12 protein-coding genes and 1 pseudogene are annotated in these 16,002 nt (G+C 43.1%); 6 read left to right on the top strand and 7 right to left on the bottom strand.

Going from position 1 to position 16,002, the window contains the following annotated elements; translation table 11 throughout:
* Window positions 1-35: 35 nt before the first annotated feature.
* Window positions 36-536, top strand: a pseudogene (locus LO761_RS02390) (NUDIX hydrolase).
* 399 nt (window positions 537-935) lie between these two features.
* Here LO761_RS02390 and LO761_RS02395 read toward each other — a convergent pair.
* From LO761_RS02395 to hisS, 5 genes are all read right to left on the bottom strand, one after another.
* Window positions 936-1,196 (bottom strand): hypothetical protein, encoded by a 261-nt coding sequence (locus LO761_RS02395; protein WP_272816719.1) that lies wholly within the window; start codon window positions 1,194-1,196, stop codon window positions 936-938.
* Between the two features lie 65 nt (window positions 1,197-1,261).
* Window positions 1,262-2,164, bottom strand: coding sequence for a helix-turn-helix transcriptional regulator (locus tag LO761_RS02400; RefSeq protein ID WP_272816720.1), 903 nt, complete (start codon window positions 2,162-2,164; stop codon window positions 1,262-1,264).
* A gap of 87 nt (window positions 2,165-2,251) precedes the next feature.
* On the bottom strand, window positions 2,252-3,877 hold the full coding sequence (groL, locus tag LO761_RS02405; RefSeq protein WP_272816721.1) for a chaperonin GroEL: 1,626 nt from the start codon (window positions 3,875-3,877) through the stop codon (window positions 2,252-2,254).
* Window positions 3,878-3,910: 33 nt separating this feature from the next.
* Window positions 3,911-4,183, bottom strand: a complete 273-nt coding sequence (locus tag LO761_RS02410) for a co-chaperone GroES (RefSeq protein WP_272816722.1) — start codon at window positions 4,181-4,183, stop codon at window positions 3,911-3,913.
* A 192-nt stretch (window positions 4,184-4,375) separates the two neighbouring features.
* Window positions 4,376-5,734 (bottom strand): histidine--tRNA ligase, encoded by a 1,359-nt coding sequence (hisS, locus tag LO761_RS02415; protein WP_272816723.1) that lies wholly within the window; start codon window positions 5,732-5,734, stop codon window positions 4,376-4,378.
* Window positions 5,735-5,993: 259 nt separating this feature from the next.
* Here hisS and LO761_RS02420 point away from each other — a divergent pair, with 259 nt between their 5' ends.
* The gene (locus tag LO761_RS02420) at window positions 5,994-6,770 is read left to right on the top strand and encodes a hypothetical protein (RefSeq protein WP_272816724.1); all 777 of its coding nucleotides are present in this window, start codon (window positions 5,994-5,996) and stop codon (window positions 6,768-6,770) included.
* A gap of 215 nt (window positions 6,771-6,985) precedes the next feature.
* On the opposite strand, the gene LO761_RS02425 is transcribed toward LO761_RS02420, so the two are convergent.
* Complete coding sequence (locus tag LO761_RS02425; RefSeq protein ID WP_272816725.1) at window positions 6,986-7,729, bottom strand: precorrin-2 C(20)-methyltransferase; 744 nt, start codon at window positions 7,727-7,729, stop codon at window positions 6,986-6,988.
* A gap of 201 nt (window positions 7,730-7,930) precedes the next feature.
* Window positions 7,931-9,430, bottom strand: a complete 1,500-nt coding sequence (locus LO761_RS02430; RefSeq protein WP_272816726.1) for a glycoside hydrolase family 10 protein — start codon at window positions 9,428-9,430, stop codon at window positions 7,931-7,933.
* Between the two features lie 85 nt (window positions 9,431-9,515).
* Between LO761_RS02430 and uvrA the strand changes: the two genes are divergently transcribed.
* The 4 genes from uvrA to LO761_RS02450 are packed head-to-tail and all read left to right on the top strand — an operon-like array spanning window position 9,516 to window position 15,992.
* Window positions 9,516-12,338, top strand: a complete 2,823-nt coding sequence (gene uvrA, locus LO761_RS02435) for an excinuclease ABC subunit UvrA (protein WP_272816727.1) — start codon at window positions 9,516-9,518, stop codon at window positions 12,336-12,338.
* Window position 12,339: 1 nt separating this feature from the next.
* On the top strand, window positions 12,340-13,707 hold the full coding sequence (locus LO761_RS02440; protein ID WP_272816728.1) for an SGNH/GDSL hydrolase family protein: 1,368 nt from the start codon (window positions 12,340-12,342) through the stop codon (window positions 13,705-13,707).
* On the top strand, window positions 13,694-14,542 hold the full coding sequence (locus tag LO761_RS02445; protein WP_272816729.1) for a GDSL-type esterase/lipase family protein: 849 nt from the start codon (window positions 13,694-13,696) through the stop codon (window positions 14,540-14,542). Before LO761_RS02440 ends, LO761_RS02445 begins: the two co-directional genes overlap by 14 nt.
* Complete coding sequence (locus LO761_RS02450; protein ID WP_272816730.1) at window positions 14,514-15,992, top strand: MBOAT family O-acyltransferase; 1,479 nt, start codon at window positions 14,514-14,516, stop codon at window positions 15,990-15,992. Before LO761_RS02445 ends, LO761_RS02450 begins: the two co-directional genes overlap by 29 nt.
* Window positions 15,993-16,002: the final 10 nt, after the last annotated feature.

A 16,002-nucleotide genomic window follows, 5' to 3' on the forward strand; every position in this document is an offset into this window, starting at 1 on the left:
TTTTTAGAATCCACCTTATACATAGTTAATAAAATATGAATTACGATAATGAAAAAGAGATGCTCCCACTGGTTGATGAGCAAGGAAATATCATAGGAGCAGCCTCAAGAGGTGAATGCCACAATGGAAGTAAAAAGACGCATCCCGTAGTTCACCTTCACGTATTCAACAGTCGGGGAGAGCTATACCTTTAGAAGCGTCCTCACTGGAAAGATATCCAGCCGGACAAATGGGACACGGCTGTTGGTGGACATGTTGATTTAGGAGAGAACATTGACATGGCACTCAAAAGAGAAGCCCGTGAAGAACTTGGCATCACCGATTTTGTTCCGGAACAACTCACCATATATGTTTTTGAATCTGCCCGAGAAAAAGAACTTGTATTTGTACATAAAACCATATACGGTGGTGTCATCAAGCCCAGCAAAGAACTAGCCGGAGGTAAATTCTGGACATTGCAAGAGATTCGCAATGCCATAGGAAAGGATATTCTCACTCCAAACTTCGAACAAGAATTCAAAAGATTAAACTTTTAGCTTGTTGCCATTAACGTCCGATGAAAAACAGAGAGCTGGTCATGCAGAGACCTACGAAGATAGAATGTGGTCTTATAGCATGTTGGTAAGGTGTTTTTCCCTTTTTGTTTGATCCATTAAAATGGTCATAAAGAGATGGAGGAAAAGTCATGCGGATGAGCCGAGCAACTCATGCGCATGAACTTGTCAACTCATACGCATGAATCGATCAACTCATACGCATGAACTTGTTGACTCATCCGCATGAATCGTCTAATTCATACACATCACTTTTCATACTCATCCGCATCGGAGTAGTAACTGCATGCTATTTGATTTTTCCAAAGATTTATATGTCTGTTTAAGAAGAAGCAATGATACACAGCTTATATTATTTTGAATTCGTCGAACTCACGCCAATCACTTTATTCCTGCACGCACGCAATCGTATAACGTTCCGATGAACCAAAGCAAGAAAAGAATGGAAATCATGACATTTCCATACGTAAAAACCAAACAAGTGAATGCCAGCATGACATGCGTAATTCGCAGTACATGAGAAGTACTTACCTCCTCGCCCAAGTACATAGAGAATAAACCTGCATAAGAGTCAGCTGCATTAGCAATCGTCATCTTTACACGTTCTTTTAACGATAACCGGAGTGATAAATCTTTTTTCATAATCGTTTCCTTTTTTATTTTAACACAACAAAGGAACCTTATGAAATTGACAAACTACGTCAAATCTAAATCTTTTTACTCATTATTTTCACTTTTGCGTGAATATAGTCTTTAAACTCCTCTGATCCAAGAATTTCTATATCATCGAATACCCCCAAGACAAAACGCCCGACTCCTACATAGCTGCACACATCCGTCTCTAAAATCCAATGACTTTCATCCGCTATTGTCAGTTGCTTCTCTGCTAAAGGGAACTCCTCTATCAACAGATTAGCAGCTACCAGTCCCATCCGTAACTTAACAGGCAACCGTTTATCACTGCTGATGTGAAATATATCGGTGAATCCCTGTTGATGCAAAGTCTCAAACTGCCAATCTGTTTCCTTTATCTCGACCGATTTAATACGTGACACCTTAAACAGTTTATTCTTTCCTGAAGATAATTCATAACACCAAATTTCATTATTATTAGCAGTAAAAGCAAACGGTTCCACTATTCGGTCACTGACATTATGACTGTTTGAGGATCGGTAATCATGAAACTCCACTTGTTTTTTCTGCTTAATGCATTCATAAATGTTATGCACATTATCTCCAATACCACTACGAACAACAATTTCTGAAAGAATCTGATAATCATACACCTTATAAAGTTTCGCTTTCAGATTCTCTTTCAGCAAAGTATTCTCATCAATGCTCTCGATAGCACGTTTCAGTATATACGCTTCCTCTTCGGTGAAGTGAACCAGTCGTGTGATATCCTTAAAATAGGGTGATGACTTATCCAGCGAGTAGAATCCGTTCTGTTTCCGAACAATGAAACCTGCCATTTTAAAAGCCTCCACATACCGATATACGTTACGAGAGCTCATTTCCAGACGCTCTCCTAATTCTTCGAGTGTATATTTCCGATTCGAAGTCATCAACATCATTAATCGAAGCTGACGTTCAAACTTATGCAGTTCCATAATAATCTTTATTAATTGTACCAAAAATATAAAAAACTCCTCATCAGCTTTCGCCAATGAGGAGTTTAATTTTTTATGGGTTGAAGATTACATCATGCCGCCACCCATTCCCGGGTTTGGCATTTCAGGTTTATCTTCTTTCTTATCAACAACCACACATTCTGTGGTCAAGAACATACCTGCGATAGAAGCGGCATTTTCAAGAGCAACACGAGTTACCTTAGCCGGATCAACTACACCGGCTGCATGCAAGTTTTCATACTTATCAGTACGAGCATTGTAACCGAAGTCACCTTTGCCATCACGAACCTTCTGAACAACGACTGCGCCTTCTTTACCTGCATTCTCAACAATCTGACGGAGTGGCTCTTCGATAGCACGTTTTATAATCTGAATACCGGTTGTTTCATCCGCGTTCTCTCCCTTCATGCCATCCAATTCTTCAGCTGCACGAATATAAGTAACACCACCACCAGGAACCAGACCTTCTTCAAGAGCTGCACGAGTTGCGCACAAAGCATCGTCTACACGATCTTTCTTCTCTTTCATTTCCACCTCAGAAGCAGCACCTACATAGAGAACAGCTACGCCACCTGACAACTTTGCCAAACGTTCCTGCAATTTCTCCTTATCATACGAAGAAGTAGTATTCTGCATCTCAGCTTTAATCTGAGCGATACGGTCACTAATAGCTTGAGATTCACCACCACCCTTAACGATAGTAGTTGTATCTTTATTGATAGTAATCTTCTCGCAAGAACCAAGCATTTCCATGGTAGCCTGTTCCAGTTTCAAGCCTTTCTCTTCACTGATTACAGTACCACCGGTAAGAATAGCGATATCTTCCAACATAGCCTTACGACGGTCGCCAAAGCCCGGAGCTTTCACTGCACAGATCTTCAACTGAGCACGCAAACGGTTAACAACCAATGTTGTCAAAGCCTCGCTATCAACATCTTCAGCGATAATCAACAAAGGACGACCGCTCTGTACTGCCGGCTCAAGGATAGGAAGCAACTCTTTCAAGTTAGAAATCTTCTTATCATGGATCAAGATGTATGGGTTCTCCATAACACATTCCATCTTCTCCGCGTCTGTTACAAAGTAAGGTGACAGATAGCCACGATCGAACTGCATACCTTCTACAACACCAATGGTTGTATCTGTACCCTTAGCTTCCTCGATAGTGATAACACCCTCTTTAGAAACCTTACGCATGGCATCAGCAATCAGTTTACCGATTTCAGGATCGTTGTTAGCCGAAACAGTGGCAACCTGCTCTATCTTATCGTAATTGTTACCCACCTGCTCACTCATGTCTTTAATAGTCTTAACAACATTAGCAACAGCCTTATCAATACCACGTTTCAAATCCATTGGATTAGCACCTGCAGTAACATTCTTCAAACCTTCGCTAACGATAGCCTGTGCCAAAACAGTAGCTGTGGTAGTTCCATCGCCTGCGTCATCACCGGTCTTAGAAGCAACTGACTTAGCCAACTGAGCACCTGTATTCTGATAGGGGTCGGTCAACTCTATTTCTTTTGCTACCGTAACACCATCCTTGGTAATCTGGGGAGCACCAAACTTTTTCTCAATAACCACATTACGACCTTTCGGGCCCAATGTAACCTTAACGGCGTTAGCCAATTCGTCAACACCCTTCTTCAATTGATCGCGGGCATCTATGTTAAAAAGTAATTCTTTTGCCATAATTTTTAAATCCTTTTCTAATTAAACAATACATTATCCGATAACAGCAAGAACATCGCTTTGACGCATGATCAAGTATTTAGTTCCATCGCATTCTACTTCAGTACCGGCATACTTACCATACAATACTTTGTCGCCTTCTTTCAAGACCATCTCCTCATCTTTTGTTCCGTTACCAACGGCTACTACTGTACCGTCTAATGGTTTCTCTTTTGCTGTATCAGGAATAATGATACCGCCAACTGTCTTTTCTTCCGCTTTTTCAGGAAGAATCAGAACTCTGTCTGCTAATGGTTTAATATTCATAATGATATATTTTAAAGTATTACAATTATCTTTTTTGAAAGACACAGAACACTCTGCGAAAAGTATGCCAAACTTAAAATATCCGAAAAAAAATATATGTACTGATGAGCTATATTCGTTGAAAGTCATAGAAAAGCAACCTTCAATTCAGAGCATATTCAGATTCTAAGAACTAAGTTTCAGAACTTAATCTTAAACTAATTTCAGTAACTCTTCAGATGTAACCATCTGTTGCTCACCGGTTGACATATTCTTTACCGTTACTTTTCCTTCTGCCATTTCATTTTCTCCAACGATAACTACAAACGGTATATGCTTACTGTTGGCATAGCTCATCTGTTTCTTCATCTTTGCAGCATCAGGATAAAGTTCGGAACAAACACTATTGTCACGCAACTTTGTCATAATTGTCAGACAGTAATCGGCCTCTTTCTCTCCAAAGTTGACAAAGAGCACCCGAGTGCCATTGACGGTCTCTTTCGGGTATAAATCCAACTGATTCAGCACGTCATAGATACGATCGGCTCCAAACGAGATGCCGACACCCGATATCCCGGGCATGCCAAACACACCCGTCAAATTGTCATATCGTCCGCCACCCAGAATACTACCAATCTCCACATCGAGCGCTTTCACTTCGAAAATGGCTCCGGTATAGTAATTTAATCCACGGGCTAAGGTCAAATCCAGCTCAACCTTATTCTGCAAACCTAACGATCCTGCTGTTTTCAGAATGAACTCACTCTCCCCAATGCCTTTCATGCCTATCTCATTGGCTGCAAGAATGGTTTTCAACTTCTCCAGTTTCTCCGCGTTTGTCCCACTCAACAAGATAATCGGCTGCAACTTATCAATAGCTGCCTGAGGTATTCCTTTCGATGCCAATTCGGCATTCACATTATCCAATCCTATCTTATCGAGTTTGTCAATGGCAACCGTAATATCGACTATCTTATCGGCTTCACCGATAATCTCGGCAATACCTGAAAGAATCTTTCTGTTGTTGATTTTTATACAGATGTGAACTCCGAACTTGCCGAATACCTTATCAATCATCTGAACCAGATCAACCTCATTCATCAACGAATCACTACCTACCACATCGGCATCGCACTGATAGAACTCACGATAACGCCCTTTCTGGGGACGATCGGCACGCCAGACAGGTTGTATCTGGAAACGCTTGAACGGGAATGTCAGCTCATCACGATGCTGAACCACGTAACGGGCAAAAGGAACAGTCAGGTCATATCGTAACCCTTTTTCGCAAATACATTTGCTCAGATGAACAGGATCACACTTTATCCACTCTTCTTTGGATACATCGGCTAAGAAATTACCCGAATCAAGCACTTTAAAGAGCAGCTTATCTCCTTCATCACCGTATTTGCCCAACAGAGATGACAAGTTCTCCATAGCCGGAGTCTCTATCTGTTGGAATCCGAACAGATAGAACGTCTCGCGAATAGTATCAAATATGTAATTACGTTTCGCCATCTCCATAGGCGAAAAGTCTCTCGTTCCTTTTGGAATACTTGGTTTTGCTACCATAATTTTATCATTTATTATCGAACTGCAAAAGTAATGAAATCCTTCCGAACTCACAACGTTTTACCCGATTTCATTTCTACATGATGTCTCGACTTTAAACATCCATGACATACTTCTTGTGTTAAAAAGTATAAAGTAGTTTAATTTTTTGCTTGTCAATAATAACATCTATTATATTTAGCAAAAAATAAATGACAGTCTTCTTTCGGCATTATTTACCTCGTTTCAACACATAATGAAATCACTAACCTAATATTTTATGAAAAGTACATTTATTATATCTGTCATATTTGGCATACTATTGATTGTATGTGGAATATTAGTTGTAAAGTATCCAAGTTCCCTTAATGGATTTAAGTCTTTAAACAAAGACCGATTTAAAAGTCATGAAGTGCAAAATGCGATAAAATTTATTTCTATCTCTTTGATAATAGGAGGATTCGTTGCCATTTCCGGAAGTACCGTTCTAAGCATAACAAATAGCATGAGATATATCTTTTGGATTTTGTTAAGCGCAATTCTTATTCCTCTACTATGCTATTTATATCAATACGAAAAAGTCTTAACAGAAAAAGAGAAAGTCAAGTTCTATTTTATGGTCATTCTCACTTGTTTTATTATTGTCGGAATTGTTTTTTATAAAGCAAGTCGAAGTCCTGCTCTTTCTGTGCAAGAGGGCTTTATAGACATCTCTTGTTACAGATTTTACGATCATATTCCAACCGAAAATGTTTCAGAAGTTAATCTTGTCCAAAAGCTCCCTTCTATAAAAAGAAGATCAAATGGTTTAGCCGTGAATGAAACCAGACTCGGATATTTTGAGACGAATAAAAACGAAAAGATTAAGTTGTATTCAAAATCATACAGAGGTCCTTACATTTATATTTCAACTAAAGATAATAAATATATCTATATAAACTATGTAGATAGTACGAAGACAAAACAAGTATTTGATAATATAAAAAAGCAGATAAAAATCTTTTCCGTTCTAAAGAAGTATGGAGCTTACCATTCGGCATATCCGAATTATCTTTAAACATCCATGACATACTTCTTGTGTTAAAAGATATAAAGTAGTTTAATTTTTCGCTTGTCAATAAATAAGCAAAGTAATTAGGTTGGTTCCTTAATGACAATTATTGAACATAAGTACGAACTAAAAAAGAATTATCTTTCATTTCATAACTGCGTGAGTTGATACAACTCAAAAGAAAGAGCCTGTCGTTGATAAAACAATGGCAGGCTTTCTTTTTACTTCCGCTTGGGCTTTATAATCATCTGCGAGAAATAGGGGAAACTCTCCACTGCTAAAATACGCTCCGGATTATCCAGATGTACTTGATTGCCGCATGAGATATACTCAAAATAATGCACCTCACAATCGGCTTCATGCTCCTTTACGGCACGACGCACCTCGTCGACACAACGCGAAAGCTTCATAATCACTATATTGCATCCCTCACTCAACCATTGGGTTATTTCTGTTGCTATCATATTCCCCGGAACTATCAAGAGTCGCTCGTTCCGGTCGCATAAGCTGATACCCGCCAAAGCCGCCGCCGCTATAAACGATGGAACACCCGGCAGTTCCATCCGGTGGATATTCCGCCGGTCGAGCAGATCCATCACCGTGCGTACGCTGGCATAAACAGAAGAGGAACCTTCCACACATACCCCCACGTTCTTTCCATCCTTCCACTCGGACGCAATCCTCTCCGCCAAATCGTCATAAACTTTCACGGCGTCCGTACGGTTGCTTTGCATGGGGAGACAAATAACCTCTACAAAACTTTCCAGCTCCTTGTCGGCCGCTAAAACTGTATCCCGGGCATACGAATTATATTGCCCGTCACTCAGCGTTCCGAAGCAGAAAATTCGGTCGACCGTATGTAATATATCATAAGCCTCCAACGTCAATCGGGAAGAATTCCCCGGGCCCAACGAAATAAAAACTACCGGCAAGTGTTCGCGAAACGTCGCTTGTTCTGTCATCATATCAACTCTATTTTATGGTCTTACTTCGTCATACAGATGAAAAGATAAACTCATGCGGATGAATTGAACAACTCATGCGGATGAACTGAACAACTCATGCGGACGAACTGAACAACTCATGCGGACGAACTGAACAACTCATGCGGATGAATTGAACAACTCATGCGAATGACTTTAAAAGAAGGTAACATGAACTGTGGGTTATAGCCTTATCTGTTTCTTTTTCATACCCGACTCATTATGCAGTCGATCGAGGGCAGTAACCACATAAGTGTATTTATCCTTTCCCGCTTCATAAGGCAGTTTCAGAAATGTATCCGGTGTAATGGCAACTATACGCGAAGGGTCATTGGTATGGACACGTTCTCTCTTCGCGAATCGGTAAACCACATAACGGACAGCTTTGTCCATTTCTGTCTTGGCCTTCGGAGCCGTCCAAAACAACATGTATCCGTCCATAGTCCAAACCGGTTTCAACTTTTTTACTTTCTTAGGAGCATGACTGTCGATAAATGGAGAACGCGGAGGTAAAGCCGGATAACGATAATAGTTGCGCTCCAACATGGTGAGGTAATTACCCGGATTCTGCGTCAGTGCCTCAGCGTACCACATACAATTGCCCTGCACATTCTGTAACGAACGTGACAGATTCATCTTCGCCTGCTGCTGATGTTGATTAGGATGGTTCGGATCGGCATGCTTCACCGTACGGAGTATATCCTCTCCGATGTATAACGGGCGTTTTGAAGCGTGTTCGTCCCACCATTTGATAAGCGTGGTATAGTCGGCTGCACGGTGTCCCATCTCCCAATACAGTTGAGGAATATTATAATCTATCCAACCATTGTCTATCCATTTCAATACATCGGCATACAAGTCGTCATAGCACTGCAGCCCGTTGGTAGCACTGCCATTGCTGTCAGTCTTAGCATTCCGGTAGATACCGAACGGAGAGACTCCGAATTTCACCCACGGCTTCGTTTCACGAACAGTCTCGTGAATGTCCTTGATAAGTCGATTCACATTATCACGACGCCAATCGTCCCGATTGGCATAACCGCGTCCATATCTGGCAAAAGAAACATGATCGTTGAACTCCTCTCCTGCCACAGGATAAGGATAGAAATAATCGTCCATGTGAATGGCGTCGACATCATAACGGGTGACAATATCCTTTACTATACTGCAAATGTACTGACGGTTCTCGGGAAGTCCCGGATCATAAAACAACTGCCCTCCGTAGGTAATGAAGCGTTCGGGATGTCGGACATACGGGTGCATCGGTGAGAAATCAACTTTCGCCTTCATACGGGCACGATACGGATTGATCCACGCATGAAACTCCATCCCCCGCTTATGGCACTCCCGAATCATAAAGTCCATAGGATCCCACATAGGGTATGGAGGCTTCCCCTGAGTCCCTGTAAGGAACCGGCTCCACGGTTCTATATCCGATTTATACAAGGCATCCGATTCCGGACGAACCTGAAAGATGATCGCATTGATTCCTGCTTTCTGCAATACGTTCAGCCGATCGATTAACGACTGTTGCATGGCATCGGTTGACATGCCCATAAACTGTCCGTTGACCGTCGCTATCCACGCTCCGCGAAACTCTCGTTTAGGCGCGGTACTCTGTGCCTTTATCATTTGTCCAGCCAACAGCATAGCTATCAGCAGAAAGAACTTTCCTAATCTCATGTTAAATAAACTTAGTTTTAAATAGAGTACAAATATAAGCAATTGTTTTCTTATCTTTGCACGAATAATCAAATTTCAATTGTCAATGTCGGAAAGAAACTATATATCAATCAAAGGGGCAAGGGTAAACAACTTAAAGAACATCAATTTAGATATTCCTCGCAACCAATTGATCGTCATCACCGGATTATCCGGATCGGGGAAATCATCCTTGGCTTTCGATACACTCTACGCCGAAGGACAACGTCGCTATGTAGAAAGTCTGTCGAGCTATGCCCGCCAGTTCTTGGGACGAATGAATAAACCGGAATGCGATTTTATCAAAGGTATCCCTCCGGCTATTGCCATCGAACAGAAGGTGAACAGTCGGAATCCCCGCTCTACCGTAGGCACGTCAACAGAAATCTATGAGTATTTGCGACTGCTCTTCGCCCGCGTTGGAAAGACATACTCGCCCATCAGCGAACAGTTGGTGAAGAAACACAGCACAGAGGATATTGTCAACTGCATGCTGTCCTTTCCCAAAGGAACAAGATATACGGTACTTACTCCGGTAATTCTGCCGGAAGGACGCTCCTTACTCGAACAACTGGACATAGACCTGAAACAGGGATTCACTCGCATTGAAGTGAACCGTGAGATTATCAAGATAGAAGACTATCTGCAAATGCTGAGCGCAGAAGAAAAAAAGAGTTCGAAGAAGAAGATAAATGAAAAGCCCCCCCGCGTCTATCTGTTGGTCGACCGCATGACTGCTGACGACAGCAAGGAGAGTATCAGCCGACTGACAGACTCTGCCGAGACAGCCATGTACGAAGGCGGTGGCAATTGTCTGTTACGCAGTTATTCAGATGATGGTAGTACGCAACTCTACACCTTCAGTATCAAGTTTGAAGCCGACGGTATCGTCTTTCAGGAGCCCAACGACCAAATGTTCTCGTTCAACTCACCTATCGGAGCCTGTCCCACTTGCGAAGGTTTCGGAAAGATTATAGGCATTGACGAACATCTGGTTATTCCGAACAGTGCGCTAAGCGTATACGACGGGGCAGTGTACTGCTGGCGGGGCGAGAAGATGGGTGAATGGTTAAATGCGTTCATTCGGGAAGCTCCGGAACACGACTTTCCTATCTTCACTCCTTACTATGAACTGACTCAAGCACAGAAAGATTATCTCTGGCACGGTCCGAGGGATAAAGTCTGTATCGACTCGTTCTTCAAAATGCTGGAGGAAAACCAATATAAGATACAATACCGTGTGATGTTAGCACGATACAGAGGAAAGACCACCTGCCCCACATGTCACGGTACCCGACTAAAACAAGAAGCGAGCTACGTAAAAGTAGACGGAAAATCGATCACCGAACTGGTAGATATGCCTATCACCGAATTGAAAAGCTTTTTCGATACCTTGAGACTTGATGAGCATGATACCACCATTGCCAAGCGTATTCTCACAGAGATTCATAATCGTCTCCAATTTCTTTTAGACGTAGGATTGGGTTATCTGACACTAAACAGATTAAGCAATACGCTATCGGGCGGAGAGAGCCAGCGAATCAACTTGGCAACCTCGTTGGGAAGCAGTCTGGTAGGCTCGCTTTACATCCTCGATGAGCCAAGTATCGGACTTCACAGTCGAGATACCGACCGACTGATAAAAGTATTGAAAGCACTACGCGACTTAGGTAACACCGTCATCGTAGTGGAACATGATGAAGAGATTATCCGTTCAGCCGATTACATCATCGACATCGGTCCGAAAGCCGGTCGTTTGGGAGGAGAAATAGTTTATCAGGGGGATATGAAAGACCTGAAGACCGGCAGTAATAGCTATACGGTACGTTATCTTCTTGGAGAGGAAACCATTGATTTACCCGTTTCCCGTCGTCCGTGGAACAATTACATTGAAGTGAAAGGTGCTCGTGAAAACAATTTAAAAGGGATTGACGTGAAGTTCCCGTTGAATGTAATGACCGTGGTGACCGGTGTAAGCGGATCGGGAAAGAGCACGTTGGTACGCGATATATTTTATCTGGCACTGAAACGAGCATACAGCGAGATCAGCGAACGCCCGGGAGAGTTCATCTCATTGGAAGGCGACACACAAATGGTCAAGGACATTGAGTTTGTAGATCAGAACCCGATAGGCAAGTCAACCAGAAGCAACCCCGTTACATATATCAAAGCCTACGATGATATCCGTAAGCTCTATGCCGATCAACCGTTAGCCAAGCAAATGGGATATACGCCGGCTTTCTTTTCATTCAATACGGACGGAGGACGGTGTGAGGAATGTAAAGGAGAGGGAACCATCACGGTAGAGATGCAATTCATGGCCGACTTAGTACTGACTTGTGAATCGTGCCACGGAAAGCGTTTCAAGAAAGATATATTGGAAGTGAAGTTCCATGACCAAAGTATTTACGACATCCTTGAAATGACCGTCAATCAAGCTGTCGAGTTCTTCACTCAATATGGTCAAAACAAAATAGCCGGAGAATTAAAACCTTTGCAGGACGTAGGCTTAGGCTACATCAAACTTGGACAATCGTCATCCACCCTCTCCGGCGGAGAGAACCAGCGAGTGAAGTTGGCATACTATCTCAGTCAGGAGAAGGCGCAACCCACCATTTTTATCTTCGACGAGCCTACTACCGGTTTGCACTTCCATGATATAAAGAAGTTGCTCGAAGCCTTCGACGCATTGATTGCACGAGGCCATTCGATTGTTATTATCGAACATAACCTTGACGTCATCAAATGTGCCGACTGGGTCATAGACTTAGGTCCGGAAGGAGGTAAAGAAGGAGGTAAACTGGTGGCATCCGGTACTCCCGAACAGATAGCCGAATGTAAAAAGTCGTATACCGGCCGATTCCTGAAAGAGAAGCTGCATAAAGCATAAAATGAAGAACTATCTACGTTACACACTCTACTTGATGTTCATGGTAGTAGGAGCACTACTTATCATGGGATGGCTGCCGAAGTTCACTATCGGCGGACATACAACGCGTAAAGTAGATATCCTCTCCGATCTGCGGGAAAAGAAAGTGATAGTGGAAGACACCACCTATCTGGACTCCATTATTCCCCAACCGAAACCTGTATTCATCGACACCTGCAAAACGGGAGTGACGTGTATAGAAGACTATTCCGACTCTACTGCACGAGGGATGGCGCCTTTCTACGAAGCTCTGTCAAGACGAGATACCATGAATCGTCCTGTCCGTATCGCTTACTACGGCGATTCTTTCATCGAAGCCGATATCATGACAAGCGATCTACGCAGTATGCTCCAAAGCGAATATGGAGGTAGCGGCATGGGTTATACACCCGTCAGCTACAGCATGACAGAATTCCGGCCGACAGTGAAACAATCGTTCGATGGTTGGGATGCTCACTCCAAAATCGATTCCATCGGATTTATCAACAAATATCAGGATATATCGGGACACTATGCTTTCCTTTCCGACAGTACCGCTTTCACCCTGCTCCACGGAGTAAAAAAATACGCTGCTCATCTGGATACTTGTACAACCTCGTCCTTTTACTTCAGAACGTATGGAACAACGAATTTGTCTGCTTCCGTAAACGGCCGGATCGCCCGAAGCTTTCTTGTTTCCGGAAAGGGGGAATTACAGAAAGAAAGTGTAAACGGGAAGATAGGGAGCGTACTGTGGACAGTTTCTCACAGCGATTCTGCTACCTTCTACGGTATCAGTATGGAGAGTTACCCCGGACTCTGTCTGGACAACTTCAGCATCCGTGGCAGCTCCGGAATACACTTAAATCAGATTCCGCTGCAAACATATCTCGACTTTCACCAACTACGTAAATACGATTTGATAGTATTGCAATTCGGGCTGAACATCACGGCACACAGAGTCTTGGATTACACTAAATACAAGAATCAAATGAAAACGGTCATCGATCATCTGAAAGAAGCTTTCCCTGAAGCAGGAATACTGTTGATAGGTATCGGCGATCGTGAAAATACGACTGATAACGGCGAACTCCATACCCTTCCTGAAGTAAAAGCACTGATCCGCTTTCAGCAGGCCATCGCCGCAGAGAACCACATTGCTTTCTATAATCTGTATAACGCAATGGGAGGTGAAGGAAGCATCGTGAAGATGGTAGAGAAAGGACAAGCTAATCGAGATTATACCCACATTAACTTCAAAGGTGGAAAACAAATAGCAGGCATTCTGTTTGAATCGCTGAAATACGGACAGGAACAATACGAAAGAAGAAAGGCGTATGAAAGGGAATAAATTACTATACACGGTGTTATGGCTGCTGGCTCCTTTCATGTGCATGGCTCAGGACAGTATTCCTTCCACCTTCCGTGGGACAAAAGAAAATAAGATAATGGATGAAACACATTCCATCGACTCCCTGTTCAGTAAACTGGATAAAAAAAACCGGCAGGTGCGTATTGTTAGCATTGGAGACTCACACGTCAGAGGGCACGTCTTCACCTATACCACCCGATTATTCTTGGAGAAATCATTCGGTGACTGGGCTGTATTCCCCGATGAAGTGACTTACCGTACTACCGCCATCGCACGAGAGACCGGTGAGCCGGGACTGATCTTTCATATCTTTGGCGTGAACGGAGCTACGGCTGCTACCTTCAACACCCCTGAAAACATTGCTTTAGTAGACTCATTGCAACCCGATTTAATCATTGTTTCCTTTGGAACAAACGAGGCACATGGCGCGTATAATCCAACGGTTCATAAAAGACAAATGGATGAACTCATCAGTATCATTAAAAGAAATACCCCTGATGCCATTGTTCTGCTTTCCACACCCCCGGGAGCTTACAAAGGACGGGGAAGACATCGGCGTATTAATCCGAATACTCAGAAAGCAGCCAAGGCTATTACGGAGTATGCACAAGAAAAAGGATATGCATGGTGGGACCTTTATAACATCATCGGAGGACGACAGTATGCAGTACGCAACTGGTCGCGTGCAAGAATGTTCACAAGGGATGGTATTCACTTCACCACAAATGGCTATCAATTACAAGGAATGCTGCTGTATCAGGCAATCATGAAAGAATACAAAGCTTATGGGAATAGAATGGAGCAAAATCATTGAGGCACTGACTTATCATGCCAAGGAACCGATGATATTCAGTAGCGGAATCTTCCTGTGGCTGTTCTTGATATTTGTATGCGTCTATATCCTGCTGCACAAACGAGATACGGCACGTATCCTCTTCGTTACACTCTTCTCCTACTATTTCTATTATAAAAGCAGTGGCATCTACTTCTTCCTCTTGGGTATCGTCACCTGCAACGATTATTTCCTTGCCCGTCGGATGGAAGTCACCAATGATAGACTGAAAAGAAAACTGCTTCTTATCGCTTCTTTAACAGTTAACTTGGGACTGCTTTGTTACTTTAAGTACACCAACTTCTTCTACCAAATGCTGGCTCCGTTATGGGGAGGAACATTCCATGCACTCGACATCTTCTTACCGGTGGGAATATCGTTCTTCACTTTCCAGTCGCTGAGCTACACCATCGACGTATACCGCCGTCAGCTGAAGCCTTTACACCGTTTGATCGACTATGCTTTTTACGTGTCATTCTTTCCACAGCTGGTGGCCGGTCCCATTGTCCGTGCACGCGATTTCATTCCCCAGATACACCAACCGCTCTTAGTAACCCGTGAGATGTTCGGCAGAGGAGTGTTCTTCATCATTAGCGGACTCTTCAAGAAAGCCGTCATCTCCGACTATATTAGTGTGAACTTCGTGGAACGTATCTTCGATAATCCCGCACTCTACTCTGGAGTGGAGAACTTGTTTGGTATCTATGGATATGCCCTTCAGATATATTGCGACTTTTCGGGATACAGCGACATGGCTATCGGTATCGCTCTGCTGTTAGGATTCCGGTTCCCCCTCAACTTCCGCAGTCCGTATAAGAGTGAGAGCGTCACCGACTTCTGGCGACGTTGGCACATTTCTCTTTCTTCCTGGCTCAGAGACTACCTTTACATCTCCATGGGAGGAAATCGAAAGGGAAAAGTCCGCACCTATATTAATCTGATTGTGACTATGCTGTTAGGAGGCTTATGGCACGGAGCATCATGGAACTTTATCGTTTGGGGCGGATTACATGGAATTGCGCTGGCCTGCCATAAGCTGTGGCGTAACCTGACGGGAAAGCCGAAAAATGCCGTCAGTCATGGATGGAGAAAAGCGGTGGCTGTCATCATTACCTTCCATTTTGCCTGCTTCTGCTGGGTGTTCTTCCGTAACAGCACATTCGATGGGTCTATAACCATGCTCTCTCAAGTGTTTACCAACTTCAGCCCACAGATATTTACTCAGATGGTGAGCGGATACAAATCCGTATTCCTATTGATGGCTGCAGGATACCTCCTTCACTGGGCACCCGACCGGTGGACAGATGTCTGCGAGAAGTATGTCGTTAAGATGCCGGTGATAGGAAAAGCTATAATACTCGTCGCGCTCATCTACCTGATTATACAGATAAAGAATGCCGGTGTACAACCGTTTATTTATTTCCAGTTCTAAGGAATCGATC

It is taken from the genome of Phocaeicola oris, assembly GCF_021295095.1.
Lineage (GTDB): Bacteria > Bacteroidota > Bacteroidia > Bacteroidales > Bacteroidaceae > Phocaeicola > Phocaeicola oris.

Bases quoted from the DNA above. Each gene is read 5' to 3' on its own strand.
- groL (WP_272816721.1), bottom strand. From the start codon at position 3,877: ATGGCAAAAGAATTACTTTTTAACATAGATGCCCGCGATCAATTGAAG.
- LO761_RS02425 (WP_272816725.1), bottom strand. From the start codon at position 7,729: ATGATGACAGAACAAGCGACGTTTCGCGAACACTTGCCGGTAGTTTTT.
- LO761_RS02395 (WP_272816719.1), bottom strand. From the start codon at position 1,196: ATGAAAAAAGATTTATCACTCCGGTTATCGTTAAAAGAACGTGTAAAG.
- LO761_RS02410 (WP_272816722.1), bottom strand. From the start codon at position 4,183: ATGAATATTAAACCATTAGCAGACAGAGTTCTGATTCTTCCTGAAAAA.
- LO761_RS02420 (WP_272816724.1), top strand. From the start codon at position 5,994: ATGAAAAGTACATTTATTATATCTGTCATATTTGGCATACTATTGATT.
- uvrA (WP_272816727.1), top strand. From the start codon at position 9,516: ATGTCGGAAAGAAACTATATATCAATCAAAGGGGCAAGGGTAAACAAC.
- LO761_RS02445 (WP_272816729.1), top strand. From the start codon at position 13,694: ATGAAAGGGAATAAATTACTATACACGGTGTTATGGCTGCTGGCTCCT.
- hisS (WP_272816723.1), bottom strand. From the start codon at position 5,734: ATGGTAGCAAAACCAAGTATTCCAAAAGGAACGAGAGACTTTTCGCCT.
- LO761_RS02430 (WP_272816726.1), bottom strand. From the start codon at position 9,430: ATGAGATTAGGAAAGTTCTTTCTGCTGATAGCTATGCTGTTGGCTGGA.
- LO761_RS02400 (WP_272816720.1), bottom strand. From the start codon at position 2,164: ATGGAACTGCATAAGTTTGAACGTCAGCTTCGATTAATGATGTTGATG.
- LO761_RS02440 (WP_272816728.1), top strand. From the start codon at position 12,340: ATGAAGAACTATCTACGTTACACACTCTACTTGATGTTCATGGTAGTA.
- LO761_RS02450 (WP_272816730.1), top strand. From the start codon at position 14,514: ATGGGAATAGAATGGAGCAAAATCATTGAGGCACTGACTTATCATGCC.